19 protein-coding genes and 1 pseudogene are annotated in these 19,636 nt (G+C 36.0%); 17 read left to right on the plus strand and 3 right to left on the minus strand.

The features are described from left to right. The first annotated feature begins 10 nt into the window (after positions 1-10). The 7 genes from ACK4M9_RS12175 to ACK4M9_RS12205 all read left to right on the plus strand — a co-directional run bounded on the left by ACK4M9_RS12175 (position 11) and on the right by ACK4M9_RS12205 (position 7,674). Positions 11-838, plus strand: a complete 828-nt coding sequence (locus tag ACK4M9_RS12175) for a phosphate/phosphite/phosphonate ABC transporter substrate-binding protein (RefSeq protein WP_409850767.1) — start codon at positions 11-13, stop codon at positions 836-838. A gap of 117 nt (positions 839-955) precedes the next feature. Then, positions 956-2,137, plus strand: a complete 1,182-nt coding sequence (locus tag ACK4M9_RS12180; protein ID WP_409850769.1) for a 5-methyltetrahydropteroyltriglutamate--homocysteine methyltransferase — start codon at positions 956-958, stop codon at positions 2,135-2,137. After that, positions 2,130-2,621: an OsmC family protein gene (locus ACK4M9_RS12185; RefSeq protein ID WP_409850771.1), complete on the plus strand. Its 492-nt coding sequence runs from the start codon at positions 2,130-2,132 to the stop codon at positions 2,619-2,621. The genes ACK4M9_RS12180 and ACK4M9_RS12185 overlap by 8 nt, the downstream gene beginning before the upstream one ends. Before the next feature lie 296 nt (positions 2,622-2,917). Continuing rightward, entirely contained in the window at positions 2,918-4,015 is a 1,098-nt protein-coding gene (locus ACK4M9_RS12190; protein ID WP_409850773.1) for a hypothetical protein, read from the plus strand. 275 nt (positions 4,016-4,290) lie between these two features. Then, a complete protein-coding gene (locus ACK4M9_RS12195; RefSeq protein ID WP_409850879.1) occupies positions 4,291-5,280 on the plus strand; it encodes a tRNA dihydrouridine synthase in 990 nt (329 codons plus the stop codon). A 380-nt stretch (positions 5,281-5,660) separates the two neighbouring features. Further along, a complete protein-coding gene (locus ACK4M9_RS12200) occupies positions 5,661-6,356 on the plus strand; it encodes a hypothetical protein (RefSeq protein WP_409850775.1) in 696 nt (231 codons plus the stop codon). 562 nt (positions 6,357-6,918) lie between these two features. Then, positions 6,919-7,674, plus strand: a complete 756-nt coding sequence (locus ACK4M9_RS12205; protein WP_409850777.1) for an alpha/beta hydrolase family protein — start codon at positions 6,919-6,921, stop codon at positions 7,672-7,674. On the opposite strand, the pseudogene ACK4M9_RS12210 reads toward ACK4M9_RS12205, so the two are convergent. Then, positions 7,555-7,803: pseudogene (locus ACK4M9_RS12210) on the minus strand (winged helix-turn-helix transcriptional regulator); the annotation flags it as partial. The gene ACK4M9_RS12205 and the pseudogene ACK4M9_RS12210 sit on opposite strands and share 120 nt — an antisense overlap. 27 nt (positions 7,804-7,830) lie before the next feature. On the opposite strand from ACK4M9_RS12210, the gene ACK4M9_RS12215 reads away from it, so the two are divergent. Together ACK4M9_RS12215 and ACK4M9_RS12220 are read left to right on the plus strand one after the other, a co-directional pair. Then, positions 7,831-8,685, plus strand: coding sequence for a VOC family protein (locus ACK4M9_RS12215; RefSeq protein ID WP_409850779.1), 855 nt, complete (start codon positions 7,831-7,833; stop codon positions 8,683-8,685). A 146-nt stretch (positions 8,686-8,831) separates the two neighbouring features. Next, positions 8,832-9,353 carry a hypothetical protein gene (locus ACK4M9_RS12220; RefSeq protein ID WP_409850781.1) on the plus strand — a complete coding sequence of 174 codons (522 nt, stop codon included), beginning with the start codon at positions 8,832-8,834 and terminating at the stop codon, positions 9,351-9,353. A 153-nt stretch (positions 9,354-9,506) separates the two neighbouring features. Here the strand turns inward: ACK4M9_RS12220 and pssA are convergent, their stop codons facing one another. Both pssA and ACK4M9_RS12230 read right to left on the minus strand, forming a co-directional pair. Further along, a complete protein-coding gene (gene pssA / locus ACK4M9_RS12225) occupies positions 9,507-10,187 on the minus strand; it encodes a CDP-diacylglycerol--serine O-phosphatidyltransferase (protein WP_409850783.1) in 681 nt (226 codons plus the stop codon). A 379-nt stretch (positions 10,188-10,566) separates the two neighbouring features. Then, positions 10,567-11,580: a DUF3231 family protein gene (locus ACK4M9_RS12230; protein WP_409850785.1), complete on the minus strand. Its 1,014-nt coding sequence runs from the start codon at positions 11,578-11,580 to the stop codon at positions 10,567-10,569. A gap of 298 nt (positions 11,581-11,878) precedes the next feature. Here ACK4M9_RS12230 and ACK4M9_RS12235 point away from each other — a divergent pair, with 298 nt between their 5' ends. The 8 genes from ACK4M9_RS12235 (at position 11,879) to ACK4M9_RS12270 (ending at position 19,596) form a co-directional block, all read left to right on the plus strand. After that, on the plus strand, positions 11,879-12,403 hold the full coding sequence (locus ACK4M9_RS12235; RefSeq protein WP_409850787.1) for a GNAT family N-acetyltransferase: 525 nt from the start codon (positions 11,879-11,881) through the stop codon (positions 12,401-12,403). Positions 12,404-12,771: 368 nt separating this feature from the next. Then, positions 12,772-13,392 carry a protein kinase family protein gene (locus ACK4M9_RS12240; protein WP_409850789.1) on the plus strand — a complete coding sequence of 207 codons (621 nt, stop codon included), beginning with the start codon at positions 12,772-12,774 and terminating at the stop codon, positions 13,390-13,392. A 154-nt stretch (positions 13,393-13,546) separates the two neighbouring features. After that, on the plus strand, positions 13,547-13,963 hold the full coding sequence (locus tag ACK4M9_RS12245) for a hypothetical protein (RefSeq protein ID WP_409850791.1): 417 nt from the start codon (positions 13,547-13,549) through the stop codon (positions 13,961-13,963). Between the two features lie 296 nt (positions 13,964-14,259). Continuing rightward, positions 14,260-14,862 (plus strand): TetR/AcrR family transcriptional regulator, encoded by a 603-nt coding sequence (locus ACK4M9_RS12250; RefSeq protein ID WP_409850793.1) that lies wholly within the window; start codon positions 14,260-14,262, stop codon positions 14,860-14,862. After that, entirely contained in the window at positions 14,863-15,702 is an 840-nt protein-coding gene (locus ACK4M9_RS12255; protein ID WP_409850795.1) for a hypothetical protein, read from the plus strand. A 425-nt stretch (positions 15,703-16,127) separates the two neighbouring features. Continuing rightward, the gene (locus ACK4M9_RS12260; protein ID WP_409850797.1) at positions 16,128-17,717 is read left to right on the plus strand and encodes an NAD(P)/FAD-dependent oxidoreductase; all 1,590 of its coding nucleotides are present in this window, start codon (positions 16,128-16,130) and stop codon (positions 17,715-17,717) included. A 302-nt stretch (positions 17,718-18,019) separates the two neighbouring features. Continuing rightward, entirely contained in the window at positions 18,020-18,547 is a 528-nt protein-coding gene (locus ACK4M9_RS12265) for a sigma-70 family RNA polymerase sigma factor (protein WP_409850799.1), read from the plus strand. 14 nt (positions 18,548-18,561) lie between these two features. Further along, positions 18,562-19,596: an anti-sigma factor gene (locus ACK4M9_RS12270; RefSeq protein ID WP_409850801.1), complete on the plus strand. Its 1,035-nt coding sequence runs from the start codon at positions 18,562-18,564 to the stop codon at positions 19,594-19,596. Positions 19,597-19,636 lie beyond the last annotated feature (40 nt).

Here is a 19,636-nt window from a genome sequence, read left to right on the forward strand (position 1 = left end):
TAGATTGGGAGTGAGTTCATTGAGCAATGATAGAATAAAAGTTGGTGCTGTTATTTATGATCCGAAAGTTACAGTTATTTGGGAGATTATCGCTGATTTTTTCAAAGAGGAAGACCTTGAAATAGCATGTGTCTTCTATAAGGATTACGAGGGACAGGTTGACGGATTAATGAACAAGGAAGTCGACATCGTCTGGAATTCGCCTTTAGCTTGGTTGGACACTTATTTGAGAACCGATGGTAAATGCCAGATGGGCTCTATGAGGGATACAGATAGAGATAGAAAGACATGCTTCATCGTCCGCAAAGATAGTGGCATAACAAACCTAGATGGGTTAAAAGGAAAGACGATTGGTTTTGGAGCGATCGACTCTCCACAAGCAAGACTTATCCCAATCAACCACTTGTATAAAAATGGACTAGAATTTGAAGAAGATTACAGTGAGAAAAGGTTTGATATTGGTGTCGGTCTTCATGGAGACCACGTTGGTGGAGAGCTAGATGCAGTAAAAGCTCTGATGGAAGGAACTGTAGACGCTGCTGTAACTCTAGATTTGAACTGGGAGGCTTGGAAGATGGACGGTACCGTTGATGAAAATCAATTAGTTTGCATTGATACAACGGATTTGTTTGACCACTGTATTTTCGTAGCACACCCTGAGTTTTCAACTGAAAGATTTATAGAATGGCAAAAGGTGCTTCATCGAATGGATTATAACAATGAAGACCATAAAAATATGATGGATATGGAAGGTTTAAAGGAATGGGTTGAAGGCAAGATTACAGGATTTCAACAATTACGTGAAGCCAACGACTATTTGAAGTTCTTCGATAAGTAGGTAAGCCTTTATTAAAGGCTCTTTTCGTAAGATTTGTGGAAACAGCCTTGCTAAAAAGAGAAGCGTGGTCATTCCAATGCTTCTCTTTTAACTATTTCAATCTGGGAGATGATACATATGAAACTGCCATTACCTCTCTTTCCTACATCCTTAATAGGGAGCATGCCTAGATCAAAAGAAGTTCTAAAAGCTCTGAGGATGATGAGAAGAGGAACAATAGATCCTTTCGACTTTAACAATCTTATTGAGGCGGAGACTGAGAAGGTTATTAACCTTCAGGAAAATTTCGGAATCAATGTAATTACAAGTGGAGAGCTCGGGCGTGATAACTACGTATCCTTCGTTTCCGATAAAATTGGCGGAGTCAAAATGATGAGTATGAGTGAGATGCTTGATTATATTGATGATAAAAAAGCTTTTGAGAACATGTTGACCACGCTTGATGTTCCGGCAGTAAGCATTAAGAATGCCATTTGTGTTGGTAAGTTGACCTACAACGGTGACATTGTCGCAGATGAGCTTAAGATGATTAAGAAGTTTACGGACAAACCAGTGAAAATCACCTTGCCAGGTCCTTATCTCTTGACTAGATCGATGTGGCTTCCTAATCTTTCTGGTAAGGCTTATGGTAGTAAAGAAGAGCTTGGGCAAGATGTTATTAGGATTATGAAGGAAGAGATCGATAATCTTATGAACATCGGAGTCGATGTCATTCAATTTGATGAACCAGTGCTGACAGAGGTTGTTTTTACCGACGGAAAGCCAAGATCATTTATGTGTGCAGCGCTCTCGGAGCGAAAGGATCCTAAAGAGGAGCTTAAATTTGCCAGTTCGCTAATTAAACAAATCATCGATCATATAGATAGGTCTAAGACGGTTCCTTCCCTTCATGTCTGCAGAGGGAACTGGAGCAAGGATGAAAGTATCTTATTGACAGGTCCATATACTCCTCTGCTTGAGTTGTTTGCAGAGGTAAATCCAGCCCTTTTAACACTTGAATTTTCTACACCAAGAGCAGGGGAGATTAGCTCATTATTAGCAGACTCACGTATCAAGGAGCATGCAGCACTTGGTTTAGGCGTGCTAAATCCGCGTACAGATGAGATTGAGACAGTGGATTCAATTCTGGTACGAGTAGAAGAAGCAATGAAGCATTTGCCAAAGGAAAAAATCTCGCTAAATCCTGACTGTGGTTTTGCTACATTCTCAAGTAGTCCAGTGAATGTACTTGAAACAATCTCAGGAAAAATGAGTACATTAACAGAAGCTGCTTCAATTTTAAGGAGAAAATATGAATAGAAAGACGACAGAGGCAGTCAACACTTTATATGAGTCCAAAATATTTGATATGAACTTTCGAGGCACATCTAACGATCTCTCACGTGTAAAAGTATTTACAAATAAAAACAGCATTTCAATAGAAAAGCAAATATGCTTTGATTCTGAATACGAACATATTACTAGTATTGAATATTTTGCAGGATCAGTTTTAAGTAGCATTCTCTTGACGCTGTTAGAGCAATCAAAAAAACGAGGGTCAATCATTGAAGAAATTGAAGGAGTTTTGAACCTATCATTAGAAAATCCTCTCACCTTAGCTGGTGTAAGAGGGTATGACGAAGAACCGCTGATCAGTAAAATAACGATAACTGTTTTCTTATATGCAGATCTAGAGGACAGTGACTTTGATGAATTTTGCACCAAGGCACTTACTAATTCACCAATCTATAATACCTTAAAAAGATCAATGGAGTTTGAAGTCATTTTTAAGAAACTTTTGTAATTTCACTGTGACACCCCGAAAAATAATGTTTCACAACAATATCTGTGAAACAAGAAACTTCGGGGTGTCACAGTGAGGCTATTATTATTTTTTATATAGCTCTGTTTTTTTCGCTTAAAAACCCATCCTCATCAACTTCTTTTCCAATAATAATTCCTTAAATGAGTCCCTTCACCTTCTATAGAAATTACAAACCTTTCTCCTGAAAAAAGTGGTAACATATTTTCCATTTCGGCATGTAATGTATGGTGTGTTGCTTACTTTTTTATCAATACTTTAATAAGGGAGGCTATGTGATGAAATTCTTTTTACCTTTTGTAGCTGGACTGCTGTTGTTTTTTCTAACTGGGTGCGGGAATTTACCAGCGGAGGAAGCGGGTAAAGAGGCCAATGATCCAAAAATAGAGGAAACAACAGAAGAACAAGAGTCTGAAGCTAACTCACAAGAACCGAGGAAGGATGGAACTTCAGAAGCAGGAGAGCAAGAGACAGAGGATATAGCAACGTTGCCAGACGAAGAGCAAATGATTCAAGTGGTTAAAGATAATTTGCTGGCTGCTAATAATAAAAATATTGATGATTATATGGCTACTATACATGTAGAGTCCCCCCTATATCAATCGACGCGGGATACGATGTTAAAAATAAATAGTGTTTATGATTTAGAGTACTCTTTTCTTGAAATCGAGGTCATTGACGTTTCCGGAGATACAGGGGAAGTAAGGTTTATTCAAACAACGCGTAAAATAAAGGGTCCTGAATTCAAAGACAACCAATTAGAAGGTATTAATATTATGAAAAAGTATAATGATGAGTGGAAGATATACAATACAGAGGTACTAGACATTGTTTATTTTGATTCAGAACAAGGAGAAGCCAACGCGGGAGGATCTACAAATAGGGAAGATGCTGACATAATGACAAAGGCAGAATTTTTTGCTATGGTAATTCCTTTAGTTGACGAAATAAACGGAAATACCCCTGGTCAGGTTATTCCGAATGCCACATATACTTTTATTAATGAACACCCCGATTTATTCCCTATAACGGAAGCCACTATAGAAAAAGGACTAGGTTTAGTAAATATTGAAATTGATTACAGTGATATGATCAAAAGCTTAGATGATCATACATCAACAATGTTTTTTGATGCAGGCTATGTCATCGAAATTTATGTGAATTATATACAAGATATTAATGATTATCTGTCTGAGCTTCTCGTGAAAACTGATTACGGCGAGGTTTATCAGATCATTTATCCTGGCCGGCTAGACGGTGTGTTTAATGGTGATTATGTAGAATTCATTGGCTTACCAGTAATTCAATCGGGATTTACCAACTTGGGTGGTGGCTATACGAATGTCATTGTTGTCATTGCTAGTCATGTGGAATAAAAGAATGGTGATGTAATTTCACTGTGACACCCCGAAAAGTAATGTTTCACAACAGTATCTGTGAAACAAGAAACTTGGGGGAGTCACAGTGAAATTTTTTTTTGTTTATAAAATAGCATTTAGGTCAGATTTTCGTTAAAATAAACATTGTCGATTTTCATAAAATATTTATGTCCAAATGTACTTGTGTTGGATCATAAGTTATTAAGCATAAATGTAAAAGATGGAACACTTGGCTTTATATTTTTAACCAAGAGTTGGAAGTTGTATCTATACTGAGAGGATTTGAGATTGAAATGATAGATAACTTTTGGCGTGATTTACCACGACCATTTTTTGTACTTGCACCAATGGAAGATGTGACGGATGTTGTTTTTCGTCACGTAGTAAGTGCAGCAGGGCGACCGGATGTATTTTTCACAGAGTTTGCAAACTCGGATAGCTATTGTCATCCAGAGGGCATGAAAAGTATGCGTGGCCGTTTGACATTTACAGAGGATGAACAGCCACTGGTGGCACATATTTGGGGGGATAATCCCGAATATTTCCGTCAAATGAGTATTGGCATGGCAGAGCTAGGATTTAAAGGCTTAGATATTAATATGGGTTGCCCTGTACCGAATGTGGCATCGAGAGGCAAGGGGAGTGGCCTTATACTGCGTCCAGACGTTGCGGCAGAACTTATTCAAGCAGCAAAAGCGGGCGGACTGCCTGTCAGTGTGAAAACACGACTTGGCTTTACGGAGGTTCAGGAGTGGGAGGAGTGGCTAACGCATATTTTAAAACAGGATATTGCGAACCTTTCAATTCATTTACGTACAAGAAAGGAAATGAGCGAAGTAGATGCGCATTGGGAGCTAATTCCGGAAATCAAAAAATTACGTGACCGTATCGCACCAAATACACTGCTAACAATCAATGGAGACATTCCTGACCGTCAAACTGGGCTGCGGCTTGCTGAACAATACGGCATTGATGGCGTTATGATCGGGCGAGGTATTTTTAAAAATCCTTTTGCTTTTGAAAAAGAGCCGAAAGAACATAGCACAAAAGAGTACCTTGATCTATTAAGACTGCAGCTTGATCTTCAAGATCAATATGCAGAGGTACTGCCACGTTCAATCACAGGACTTCATCGCTTTTTCAAAATTTATGTCAAAGGATTTCCAGGAGCCGGTGAATTAAGAAGTCAATTGATGAACACCAAATCAACAGATGAAGTGCGTGCCTTGCTTGATAACTTTGAAAAAGACTTTGTCGACTAACGTATGAAGAGAAATAAGAGTTGTGACAGTGAGTATAACGGGTTCAGTTGAGAGGTGCAAAATTAAAAATGGCAATCGAATTGGCGTTTAAACTGGCAACAGTTTTAAACGTCTTTTTTATTGATATATCAACTTTTTAATAAAATTGACTCTAATATTGGCAGTTGAAAGCATAAAACTTGTCAAAGTTGGAAATGACATTTTTTTGTGACTATTCTGAATTTTTTAACAGGAATTGTCATTTATGTGTAAAATAAATATAAACGACAAGTTATTAACGGAGCAGAATAAGTCAAGAATTTGTATTTTTGAAACAAAATAAGCAATAACATCGTCTATATAGTAAAGTTAAAATTTCATGTTGAATGGGAGGGGAAATTATGAAACGTACTTATCTATTCAAAATACTATTATTTATTCTAAGTTCATGTGGAAAGGTTACTACTACTAATGAATATGAAAAAAATAGGGATGTCGAATTAAAAAACAGCACAAAAGATAGTGGTGTAATAACAGAAATTACACCAAACAAAGAAGAGGAATTAGTACATAATCATCCAATATATTTAGTTAAAAATGTAGGACAACTATCTATTCAGGATGCTGAAACGACTTTCGAAATGTGCGTGAGAGCACTAACTGACTATTATCATGCAGTATCTAGTGGTGCAGATATTGAGTGGGGTACTTATATAGAAGATGAAAATCTTAAGTACTATATGCAAAAGAAAATTCAATCCCAATATCGATTCAGTAATAAGGTGGAAAATATAGATGTTGGTACTTGGGAAGTGGCGTATACGAATGATGCGGATGGGGGTTTTATCTATTTAAAATTACCTACGGAAAATCATCTTGCTGTGGGCAGTTGGGGTGAAGTTACGGAGTTTCTTATACGAAATGTAAACGACAAGTTAGTTATTGTTGATTGGTATGAAGGTTCGAAAGATAATTATGATTTTATGGTGCGTGGAGAAAATCTATCGATTGACAACCCTAACATTTGGAATGAAGAGGAATGGGTAAAGAATATAAAAAGGAAACAGGATGAATTTTCGGGCACGACTCGATATTAGTTATGTACAGTTACTTGGCTATCAGAGTTTGTTTATTAAAGCCTAGTACGAGATTGACTATAAAACTAAATTCTCTTATTAAACTGCACCTTTAGTTGAAGAAAGACCATTAAAATGGTAAATTCAATATATGTCAGAAAGGATGGCAAAAGCCATCCTTTTTCTTGTGTATTTTGATAAAAATATTTTGTCATTTTAAGTGTCGAAACTAATGTCAAAACAAGTTTTGCACCCCTTAACTGAACCCGTTACAGTGAGTAAGAGCCTTTTTTAACAATTGAAAGGCTCTTTTGTTATTTAAGATCATTGCTAAGCAGAACTAATTTACACTATTTTTTTCCTAGAAGATTAAAAAGATCAGAGGTCTTTTTATGTTAATGCTGTTGATTATTCTTTCTTTACAATGATTTGACAGTCTCTATTGTGAAATTATGGTAAATACACTACACTCTATATATGCGATACATATTGGTTACTTAACTACCTACTAGAGGAAGTTGTAAAAGATAGATATCTATTTGTGTTGAAGTTTTATGCATGTATTAATATTGGAGGTTTTGGTATGTATGATTGTATAACAAATGTTGTAAAGATTAATCATCATGGCAGGGTAATTTATGGCATCTCTTATATGCCGGATACTAGTAAAAAGTGTCCTGTTGTTATCTTTAGCCATGGTTTTAACGGAACCAATGCTGATTTCGCTATGAATAGTGAATATTTAGTAGCGAATGGTGTGGGGGCCTTTTGTTATGATTTTTGCGGTGGATCCGTACATTCGAAAAGTGACCTTAAGACTACAGAAATGTCTATTTTTACTGAAAAAGAGGATTTATGCGCGGTGATAGATACCATAAGAGATTGGAACAATGTCGATCGTGATAATATCTTTCTATTTGGAGGAAGTCAAGGTGGATTGGTAACAGCATTGGCTGCGGAAGAATTAAAAGAGGAAATTAGAGGAATCGTCCTGCTATATCCTGCATTTAGTATCCCGGATAACTGGAATACTAGATTTACTACACTTGAAAGTATTCCTGACACATACGAGTTATGGGGAATGACATTGGGGAGAACATTTTTTGAAACTATACATGGGTATGATGTATTTGAACATATTGGAAAATATCATAAAAATGTGTTGATTATGCATGGTGATCAGGATGATATTGTGGGACTTGAATATGGAAAGAGAGCATCAAAGTTGTATCCTCATGCTAGAATGGAAGTATTTCCGGGAGAAGGACATGGTTTTACAGAAGCAGGTAATAAGAAAGTAGCTGAGATGACATGTGAATTTGTCAAGGCAAATGCATGAAATCGTTTCTAAACCTTTAGTGGTTAGTGGATACGCAATTCTCACTGGAGTTTCTGGATTTACCTCTCGTTTTACAATTCCTTCGTTCTCCAAATCCTTTAACCGTTCTGATAGTACTCTTCCACTTACACACCAAATCAACTGGAGGTAACTAAAATGAATTTTCATTGTGACCCTATCACATATATAAGTCAAGTAAACCTAAAAGTACAAAATATAGAACGTTCTATCATCTTCTATAAAGAAGTCATTGGCTTTAAGGTGTTAGAGCAATCGGAAAGAACCGCTAAACTAACTGCAGATGGAAAGTCAGTGTTGTTATCAATTGAACAACCAGATGACGTTGTTCCAAGGCAAGGAAGAACGACGGGGTTATATCACTTTGCACTACTACTACCTACAAGATCTGATTTAGCTAAAATAGTGCTGCACTTCGAGAAAATTGGCGTACAATTAGGTTCTTCAGATCATCTAGTTAGTGAGGCTCTTTATTTATCGGACCCAGATGGAAATGGAATTGAAATCTATGTAGACCGTGATCCTTCAGAGTGGAATTGGAATAACGGTGAAGTTGAAATGACAGTGGATCCATTAAACTTCTCAGACCTCCTATCATACGGGAAGCTGCAGTCATGGAAAGGTCTACCTGCTGAAACGGTCATTGGGCATATCCACTTACATGTATCGGAATTGAAAAGAACAGAAGAGTTTTATATCAAAGGTCTTGGATTTGAAGTCGTAAACCGATTTGGCACGCAGGCACTTTTTATTTCCGATGGCAAATACCATCACCATATTGGCTTAAATACATGGAATGGCGTAGGAGCACCTACACCTCCTCCTAACAGTGTCGGACTACAATTATTTACCCTAATGCTTTCAAGTGAGGAAAAGAAAAATAAAATTATTGCACAATTGAAGGCAGTTGGAGCATCTGTTACAGAAGAAAATGGTTCTATCGTTACTACAGATCCTTCAGGAAATCGTATTCGCTTAAACAGCTTGGTCTAATAGACAAACAATTTATTCTAAAGGATATTTTGAATTTCAAATGAAATCACTCCTGAAAAGGCGTGATTTTTTTATAGGGTAAATGGATTTTTATGTTAATATTGGAATTATCAAACAATATTTACATATAAAAAGGGGGAAGCATTGTGAAAGTAAAACTACTTTGTACAGCATTTTTGGTATGCCTAATTGTTTTAAGTGGTTGTGAAACATCAAAGGTTCAAAAAGCTCAAAATTCAATTGAAATCACCCTACCTGAAGATATTCCGAGCTTTGTAAAGGAGGAAGACTTCAGTAAGATAGAGTGGGATAGGGTAGCCACTGAATTTGACACGGGCGAAAGAAATGATATGGTTGGCAACAAAAGTAAAATTGGAATAATTGGATCAGAATTAAAACCTAAAGAAGTACACAAGTGGTTGTGGCATTTTTGGGGAATAGACAAAGGCGAACTCACTGTCGTGGGTTATAACAAGAATACTTCAATGATAAGTCCTGTTTTAAGTAATGAAACTTGGTCAAGAAATGGTATCGGAGGTGAAGTTAACGGAGCAGATGGCAGTATGCCTTCAAACGTGGTCCTCCCAGAAGCAGGGGAATGGGCACTCTTAGTTTATATAGACGGTGAGTTTTTCGATACATTAGTTATAGAAGTTAAGGATAAATAAAAACTAGCTTGGAGAGAATTCTCCAAGCCCTTTTTTGGATGTGAAATGATTAGTGTAAATACAATACAAATAAAAAACACTGTTACCATTCAATCCACCTAGAAAATCCAAATTTAGTCATTGAGGCAATTAAGAATGCAATTTAGTCCCTAGTCACCGCTTTATTTTTACAAAGCGATAGGTTAGGTAAGCAATATAAATTGGTGTCGCAATATAGATTAGGTAAGGGAAGTTACTATAGGACCCCTTATAAATAATGATTAACAGTACTCCTAAAAACAAGGACACAATGGTTCCGTATTTAGGTAGAGGAACACTTTTTAGGCTTGGTATTCGCACCCTGCTTACCATTAGAAAGCAAAGACCAGTGAAAATAACAGTAATGACAACACTAGGAATTAAATTACCGAACAATGTTAGTATTGCTAGTATTCCTCCCGCTGCGGTTATTGGGACACCAATAAAGTATTGCAGAGACGATTTGTCTTTACTTATGTTAAAGCGCGCTAATCGATATGCTCCAAAGAGAGGGAATAGACCAGCAATGGCAAATCCTAAAACTCCTAAGTTCATGAATGTTGTGTAATAAACTAAAAATGAGGGTGCCACCCCAAAGGTGACTACATCTGCTAACGAATCGAGTTCCTTACCAAGTTCACTCTCAACACCCAGCATCCTTGCCACACGACCGTCCATGGCATCAAGCATCATGCCGATAATAATTAAAATAGCGGCATTACGAAACTGTCCATTTGCAGCATAGCCAATCGATAAAAAGCCACAGTAAATATTCCCTAACGTTAGAATGTTAGGTAGAGATCGTCTTATGTACATAGTTCCACACCTTTTTGTTTATAAATTAGATTAATTGATAGTTCCTATGTTGATTTGGACTTTGTATTGATTGTTTTATTATAGCTTTTTTTAGAAAAAATAAAAACCTTACCATGATTGTTAAACAGACTGCATACTTAAAATCTATACCCATTATCGAACTCGTGGGTAATCACTTGGCAGTGTAGTTCGTTCAAAAATAAAAATAAAGCCTATTGAGGCACTCTCCCTGATAGGCTTTGTTAATAGAAATATATATAAGTTTTTCTTGTATACTATTGATATTTTCAAACAGCTCTATAGTCGCCTCAACATTCTTTTTGATTCATAGTGCTCATAATATACTTTCAATACCCTTATCTCTTTATACAGAGTCTTTTTACTTCATACTTGCTAAGTTTTCTCGATCGTCAGCTAAAGGTGGTTGCTCCAACCAGCCGTATTTTATCAAAAGTTCTGCCCCATCCTCTGCATATAAACTTACCTCGGCTATAAGTTTAGTGTATTCATAAGCTAAATCTCTTCTTTGTGAAACTGATATGCCTGCTCCATAATAACCTACTGCGGCCGAAACCAATAGGACAATATGATTTAACATCAATTTATCCGAAAAGGGAGAAACAGTAGAACTTGTTACTTCTGATACCCATGAAGCAGGTGATGCTAATTCATCTTTAGTTAAGATAGAACTTAGTACACTGAATTGTTTTTCACAGATGTTCTTACCTCTTTGAAAATAGTTTAGTACATCTTTTGTTTGACAAACTTGTCCAAATCCAATTTCTAAAACGACTTTCACTATAACCTTTATCATATTGAAGCTAATACCACTAATTTCAACAACGCTTAAAGGTCTTTTTTTGCCAAACCAACCAGTCAGATAACGCTGATTATTTACAAAACCAATTTCGGTGGGCGTATTAATTCTTGGGGGTTTGCTATAAATCCCTTTTTTCAGCATTACTTTTACAATACGTTCGTATAATTCCATCGTTTCCATATTGCATTGAGAAAAATATTTTATTTGATCAGAACGAACAGACGTAGCTACTGCACCCGCGTATCCTGTTAATCCAAGTAATGTCATTACATGCATGTAAACCAACATAAATGTGTCTGTAAATAAAGCAGGGGCATTAACATTAACATCTTCTTCTACTGAAAATCCTTTCGGAATAGGAAAGTTCTCTTGGTTAAAAAAATCAGTGATCTTTTCTAAATGAGATTCTGCAAGACTACGGGAAAATAAAAGAATATCCTTAATCTCTTCATCTTTCGCCTGTTCAATAGAATGAGTAAGGATACATATAGCTGATGTATCGTTTATGTATTGAGTCCAAAGATTTGCTATTTCTGCTGAAGTTAGTTCAACATTTTGGTTTGTATTCTCCACCTTATAGCCTCCAATAATTATATAGTATGTATTTCTTTCTAATCGATTTTCATATACAGTATTATTTGAAGTTCGATTTAATTTATTCAGTAGAGAAGGTATTAAGTATAATGAGTGTATATTGTTACGACTCCAAGGATATTTTCAACTTCCATTAATATATGTTTCTTATACAAGGGTTTGTAGTAGGTGTAGTATATGTTGGGGCCAATTGGAAAAGCCATCAGGGAGATCTGTTCAAATATTTATTCTTACTTTAGAAAGAGAAATATAGTAAATGAATTAGGGGGAGTATTAAATGTCTCAGATTAAACTTGTCAAACCTACTTTGGAATATGCTAAGGATATTATGAAATATAGACAAGAGTTTCTGGATTCAGGTGATAGTCTAGACGGTTGCGGTAGTTTGCGTGCATGTTCATCAGCCGAGGAATGGATCTGTGAGTTGAACACGCTTGAGAACACAGAAACTTGCCCAGATGATAAGGTTTGTTCAAATACCTTCTTGGCAATAAGACTTAGTGATACTAAAATTGTTGGTATAATTGACTTCAGGCATCACATTGATCACCCAATTCTAAGCGTTTTGGGTGGACATATTGGTTATTCTGTACGGCCTACAGAAAGAAGAAAAGGATACGCAACAGAAATGCTTAGGCAAAATCTTATGAATTGTAAACAATATGGTTTAGAAAAAGTTCTTGTGACTTGTGATTTTGGTAATATTGCGAGTAAAAAAACAATCATTACTAATGGTGGTATATTTGAAAAAGAAATAGTGGTAGATGGTGACAAAATAGAACGTTATTGGATTCATTTATAATCAATATTTTGTAATGTTCGTTCGATTAATTGATATCGTAATTTCCAGAAATTATAAAATTGATAAATCAGTTTTAATCTGATAAAATCATCATAGAAAGTTAATTAAATAGTCCTCTAAAGGGGAGTAGCTTTTACAATATTTGTCGTCATTACAGAGCGGATGCTCTCGGCAGTATTGGCAACATTAGTTGTTAGCAAGACCTTTGCCATTGGTAAAGGTTATTGATATTAATTCAGGGGCTTTTACCGACATTGGTAAAGGTCTTTTTTGTATCTAATTATATAAATACTGAGCGCTAGTACTAGTTCAACCTAGACAGGGTAGTAAGTCATTTTTTTTTACACGGATTAGGAGGATAACATAAGGTGATATGGAATGACACTTATAATAAGCTAGCACAAAGTGTCTTATATAATACAAGTGGTTCAAAGGTTGTACTTGTAGATAAATCTGACAATTTAGAACTCATAGGTGAAGGTAGGAGCGCATTTGTTTTTAGAATTCAATCTAGTGATAAGGTAATAAAAGTATTTTTTCCCACTCATAGACATTTAGTGGATGAAGAAGTAGAAGTATATAAAGTATTATTTGGCAATCCATATTTTCCTAGAGTGTATGAGTCAGGAAACAACTATTTAGTCATTGATTTTATCAAGGGGCAAACCTTGTTTAACTGCTTAACAAAAGGGATTTTTATAAAGGATAAGTATATTAATGAGATTGATAAAGCTCTAAAACTAGCAAAAGGCGAGGGATTAAATCCTTCTGATATTCATTTGCGGAATATTTTAATAACAGAAGAAGGCAGTGTAAAAATTATAGATGTTGCAAGGTATAGGCAAAAGCACTCATGCCCACAGTGGAATGACTTAACAAAGGCATATAAGTATTATAAATTGATGATGTTTCCTAAAAAGTTACCTGCATTTATTTTAAATTTTATAGCGTTTATTTATAAGAAAAGATGGTTACAGTTATTTTTTTAAGTGGGCAATAGGCCTAGGATTGTGGGTGGGCACTATGTATCTTTTAATTCAACCAGGAAACAGGGAGAAATTGATAGTATTTCAGGGATTGTTTTTTGGAGGTTTTCGTTTTTAATTGTTAAATCATTGATCACTGGTTCAGGGAGGTTCCGTAATGACAAATAAAAATATGCTGTTAGGTGCAATATTTGTAATAGCCTTTATAATTGCAATACCCGTTTGGGTAGGGAGCGGTAGCGTGAAACAGTTAAAAGACCTGGATACAGCAGACATAGCAGAAATAACTATTGCATCAACAGAGTACTACACAATAACTGAGCCTAAAGATATCGAAACATTACTTACAGTATTGCAATCTATGAATTTAAGTAGAAGATTACCCCATAGCAAAGACGGATTTGTATTTCTTATCGATATAAAATTGAAAAGCGGTGAAACGATAGGGATGTCTATTTTATCAGATGATATCATAATCAATAATCATAACTATAAACCTGATAAAAATTACAGTGACAGTATTCGAGAAGTATTTGACAAACTGGCAGAAAAGTATGAGAATAACCCTTCTTAATATCACAATGTTATGGTCTTCGCATTGCGTTCTTCCCTCAGACTGATTGGTCTGGGGATTTTATTCATCAAAGGGGTGGACTTTTACAAGGAAATAAACAAAATATTGGAAGGGGAAAGATTATATAAATACAAGTAGTACTCATGCTTTAGTATTTCATTATAGATATCTTGAATCAATTTTTAGTTCCAGTAAAATTCTTATGACTAATTTTAGAAAAAATTTACAATATCATATTTTTTTGTTACACTATTACCAGTGGTAATTACCGTTGGTAATAAGTGTGGGGGGATAATATGAAATTGGATAAAAAAGAGGTAAATAAAGAACTTATAATTGCGACTACATTACGGCTAATTGAAGAAAATGGTGGTATCAAAGATGTAAACCTAAGAGGAATTGCTAAAGAAATTGGTTGTGCCCATACAAATTTATACAACTATTTTAATAGTTTTGATGAAATAATTTGGGAAGCTCTCGGACATATATTGCTTAAAATGATTGATTATGTAGACGCAAGGATTGCCTCAGCAGCTAATGATGAAGAAAGGTTTTATTCGGCACTGGAAGCTATACTCGAATTTTCATTGCAGCATTCAGGGTGGTATAGGTTAGTGTGGTTTGAATCAATAGGAGGAGAACCCTCTCAACAAACTGCTCAAATATTAATTAGTCCAACAGAAGGACTTAATTATCTGGTGATAAAAGCAAGTGATAGCATGCTTACAGAAGAAAAAGCAAATCGAGTGGCTAATATATTGCACAGTTACATGCATGGTGAAATTTGTAAATGGATCAGTGAACGAGGTCCTACAAGCAGCATCGAGGAGATAAGTAGGGAGGTATTATCAACGCTAAAGCAGTTATATAAATTGCTAATTAAAGAGGAGGGAAAGTAAGTGGCAGCTCTATATAAAAATTGGTGGAAAGTCGTATTAATTATTATTGTAAGTATTTTGTCCAATATTATTTTGCATGGAATTATGTCTTCGATAGAAACAGCAAATATATCATTAGGAGAACCAAGTATTTTTGTGAAAAATGATATGCTCATACCTGCACTTTTAGTCTGGGAGGTTTTAGCGTTTAGCATATTTTCACTAGTTTTTTTACTCATTCAAGATAGTCTTCCTGGAAAAAAACTAAAGAAAGGTTTTTTATATGGCCTTTCTATAGGTGGGCTGTATTTTGTTGGAATGTTTGAAACGATTCTTTTGTTCAATAATACGGTAATTACCGAATTCTTGATGGGACTACCGGATCTTCTTTCTTTTGTACTAGCTGGCACTTTGTTGGGATTGGCCGTGGGAACTGACCGAGCTCAAGAAAGTAAGAGGCAAGATGTTTTAGTCGTTTTTGTCATTGCTCTATTTTACGTTTTTGGCAGGTACTTTGCATACACCGTACTAGATATAAGTTCAACATATATTATTAAACCTTGGGGAACGTTTTTCTGGACACTTGGCCTAGGATTGTGGGTGGGAACTATGTATCTTTTAATTCAACCAAAAAACAGGGAGAAGTCGATCGCGTTTCAGGGAGTGTTTTTTGGAGGTTTTATCTTAGGCTTAAATTGGGTGATGAATCATGTTTTTCTATTTACAATCATTAAATTTGATTCTGATTTGCTAATTCGTGTAGGTGTAGATATCCTTTTCACAATTATTGGGCTTTGTATTTACCTGAAATGGATAAATGGAAGTGCAAACATAGATCTACAAACACCTCCGAGCATATAGGAAACTAACAAGTGTAGTAGTATCTTACTGCTAAAACATATATTACATTCACTGTGATACCTCGAAAAATACTGTTTCGCAAGTATGTTACACAGTCGTTGTTGATAATAGGTTAAACATTTGTGAAACAAGAAACTTCGGGGTGTCACATTGAAATTCTCTAAATTAATTAAACGTTTGATTAATTTTTGAAATGGAGTATGAGAGTAAGTGGATTGAGTAGTTACAGTGACAAATACAAGAATTTTTTAACAAATGTGGAGGTATGTTCTTTCGAATATATCTATTTTTTTGTTGGTATAAACTATACAATGTTATAGAGAATTTCTTGGCGTAAACCTAATCTCTTTTTCAACCTATTAAAAATAAATATAAAACTAAGTAACGAAATAAATTCGCAAATAGAAACTAAGGATGGATTTAACATGTTAAGAATAAGCAATATTAAGCTACGGGCTGATTTTGACCCAAGTAAGGAAAATGAACTGTTAGTACAAAAAATTCAGAAAATACTAAAGGTCAAACAAAGTAAAATAGTGTCATTCAGTATTTCTAAAAAGTCGATCGACGCAAGGGAAAAACATAATGTCCAGCTTGTGTATTCGGTTGATGTTGAAGTTGAAAACGAGAAAGCGTACCTAGGAATAAAAGATGTTTCTTCCATTAAATCAATCGAATATACGACCAAGAAAACAAATAAAACGATACGTCCAATCGTCGTTGGCAGTGGACCTGCTGGGCTTTTCTGTGCCTTAGTTTTAGCAGAACATGGGTTGAACCCAATTGTCTTAGAACAAGGAATGGATGTCGATAAAAGGAAAGTAGCTGTTGAGAAGTTCTGGAAATACGGCGAACTTGACACCAATTGTAATGTTCAATTTGGTGAAGGTGGAGCAGGAACATTTTCAGATGGTAAATTAACAACAGGCATAAAAAATCCTAGAATTCCGAAAGTATTTAACGAACTCGTAGAAGCAGGTGCTTCTAGGGAGATTTCGTATTTAGCAAAGCCCCATATTGGAACTGACGTATTAATAACGGTTGTTAGAAATATTCGTAAAAAGATAGAGCAGCTAGGTGGAGAAGTTCGTTTCGAGACAAAGATGAAGGACCTTATCATTGAAAATAGTGCAGTTAGAGGTGTGCTTCTAGAAAAAAATGGGATAACGGAGTCAATGGAAACCGATGCTGTGGTACTCGCGATCGGCCATAGTGCCAGGGATACGTTTTATATGTTAAAGGATTTAGGTGTAGAGATGATCCCGAAGCCTTTTGCTGTAGGTGTACGTATTGAACATAATCAAAAACAGATCGATTTTCAGCAATTTGGTAAATTCGCAACGAGTCCACTACTTGGTGCATCTGAATATAAGTTGAACGCCCATCTTGCTAATGGCAGAGGTGCTTATACGTTTTGTATGTGCCCTGGGGGGCATGTTGTTGCTGCCGCATCAGAAAAAAATACTGTTGTTACAAATGGGATGAGCTATAGCGCAAGAAGTGGTGAAAATGCCAACAGTGCATTGCTCGTTTCTGTCTCACCAACTGATTTTCATGGAGATGTTTTGGCGGCTATTGAGTTTCAAAGAAAACTTGAGAGAAAAGCATTTGAAGTTGGTGGCAATAATTATTTTGCACCAGTACAATTGGTTGGCGACTTCTTAGCAAATAAGCCTAGTAAACAACTTGGGGATATAAAGCCAACTTATACCCCAGGTGTAACACCAACGGACTTAAGAGAATGTCTAGATGATTTTATCGTTGATAGTTTAAAAGACGGTTTGAAAGCCATGGATAAAAAACTTGCAGGCTTTATCAAATATGATGCTGTATTATCAGCTGTAGAAAGCCGAAGCTCATCACCCGTTACAATTAAACGTAATCCGCAGACATTTGAGTCGAACATCAAAGGGTTATACCCTTGTGGTGAGGGTGCAGGTTACGCTGGAGGTATCACATCTAGTGCTGTTGACGGCATAAAATGTGCAGAAGCACTAATGGAGATTGAAGTTTAGTTTTAACAAAGAGGCTGGGACATAACGAAGTATCAGACACAAACCAGGCACCGAATATAGACAAGGATAAATCTATACGTCTATATTTAGTAAGATCCCTGTTGTGTCAGACACTTTTGTCCCAGCTTCTTTTGGTTGGTTTAATTCAACTGGTGCCTGGCACCTGAATATGAACTCTATGAAAATTAGAAAAGATTAAATAGTTTAATTTTGTTATGGTAAAGGTGCGCTTTTTTTTATTATAAAATCATGTGTAACATTTCTTTTGGTCGGACGTTTTAATAATGGAGAGGGGGAACAATGTGAAAAAACAAAAGATTAATGAGCTAGAAATTTTATTTTTGGCTTATGCAGAACCTCTCTATTATTATTTGTTAAAGATATCAGGCTCTCACTTTATTGCTGAAGAGCTTGTTCAGGAAACCTTTTACCGTGCTGCACTATCACTAGATCTTTATGAAAACGAACAAGTCAAAAGCTGGATATATAAGGTTGCGCGGAATGCTTATATGGATGAGTGGCGCAAGCGACAGCGTTGGAAATGGGTTCCCTTTCTCGAGCAAATTACGGGATTAAACGATCTTCCTAGTCCTTACGGTGTTCCGGAGGAGGAGGTAATGGCTAAACAAAGAAAAGAAGAGGTTGAAGATATTATGAAGCTACTCCCCGAACAGTACCGATCAATTCTCTATTTAAGAGAACAACAGCAATTTTCCTATGAGGAGCTTAGTGAAACATTAGAGCTTTCGGCTGAACAAGTAAAAGTGACGTTACATCGTGCAAGAAAAAGATTTAAGCAGCTTGCTGAACGATTAGGGAAGAACTTTTAAAAAGGAGTGTGGAGATGGTGGAATGGAATGAAGAAAAAGAAAAACAAATATTAAAAAAATATAAAAGTCGCTTTTCATTTAGATTAACTTTTAAGATTATTAGAGTGTTAGTTGCGGTGTTCTTATTATACTGGGCTTATATGATGGTTGTCACAATAAGTTATCATTCGTTATCAAAAACTGGAGATCGAGTGGAATTGTATCAAACACTATCGATAGATTGGACATATCCAGAGGTGTCGAGTGAAATATTTGCAGTGAAGAAAAAGGAAATTACCCCTTTTTTAACTCAAAAGATGGAAATACCCTTGGAGCGAACAATCGGAAAGAATAGCTATGTTGTATCACATTTACAACTAACAAAACCAATTTTCACAGGAATGACTCACTCAGAGTTGACACGAGCATATCCTTATGAAAATGGAAGTGAAAGGTTTAGCTTCTATTTACCGATAGATCCAATTTCAGGGGCTAAATTAATTGGCAATCAGTCTTTTGATGTGTGGGATACATTAGAAAAAATCCATGAGGGAAACGTCGCTGACTTAGCGTTTTCAACAAATGCTTATTACTCACCAGAGCAATTGCTACAGCTGTTAGAACCATACGATCTTGATGTCCTTTGGATGCCTTTGTATATGGGTGAGTTAAAGCAATTTACCGAAGGCGTTTGGGGTGGTGGGGACAATTCTATTGGCTTATACCAACCTTGGGGTCTAGCAGGTGCAAGAGTAATTGATACAGAATTTAAAAGCGGATATAGGATTAACACACTCACTTTAAATACTATAGAAGAGAGCCAAGGAGCCATGTTAAGCAACATTGAAATGATGTTGAATAAGGACAAAAAGCTTGCAGAGCAATTGCTAGGAACTTCATATTTACAAGAGCGCTACGATTACCTTAAAGAAAATGGCTTTCAAGCCTACGGCGCCGTCGTGACTGGACCTGTAAAGGAGTTACTGCAATTGAAAGAGCTCCAAGAAATTCATAGTGGGTATTTAGGAGAAATCAAACACTGGAATTGGCATGAAGGAAAATATGAATAAAATGCTAGGGGAGTGCCCGCTCTTAGAAGCAATGGGGGAA

The sequence above is a fragment of the Anaerobacillus sp. genome (genome assembly GCF_046314235.1).
Lineage (GTDB): Bacteria > Bacillota > Bacilli > Bacillales > Anaerobacillaceae > Anaerobacillus.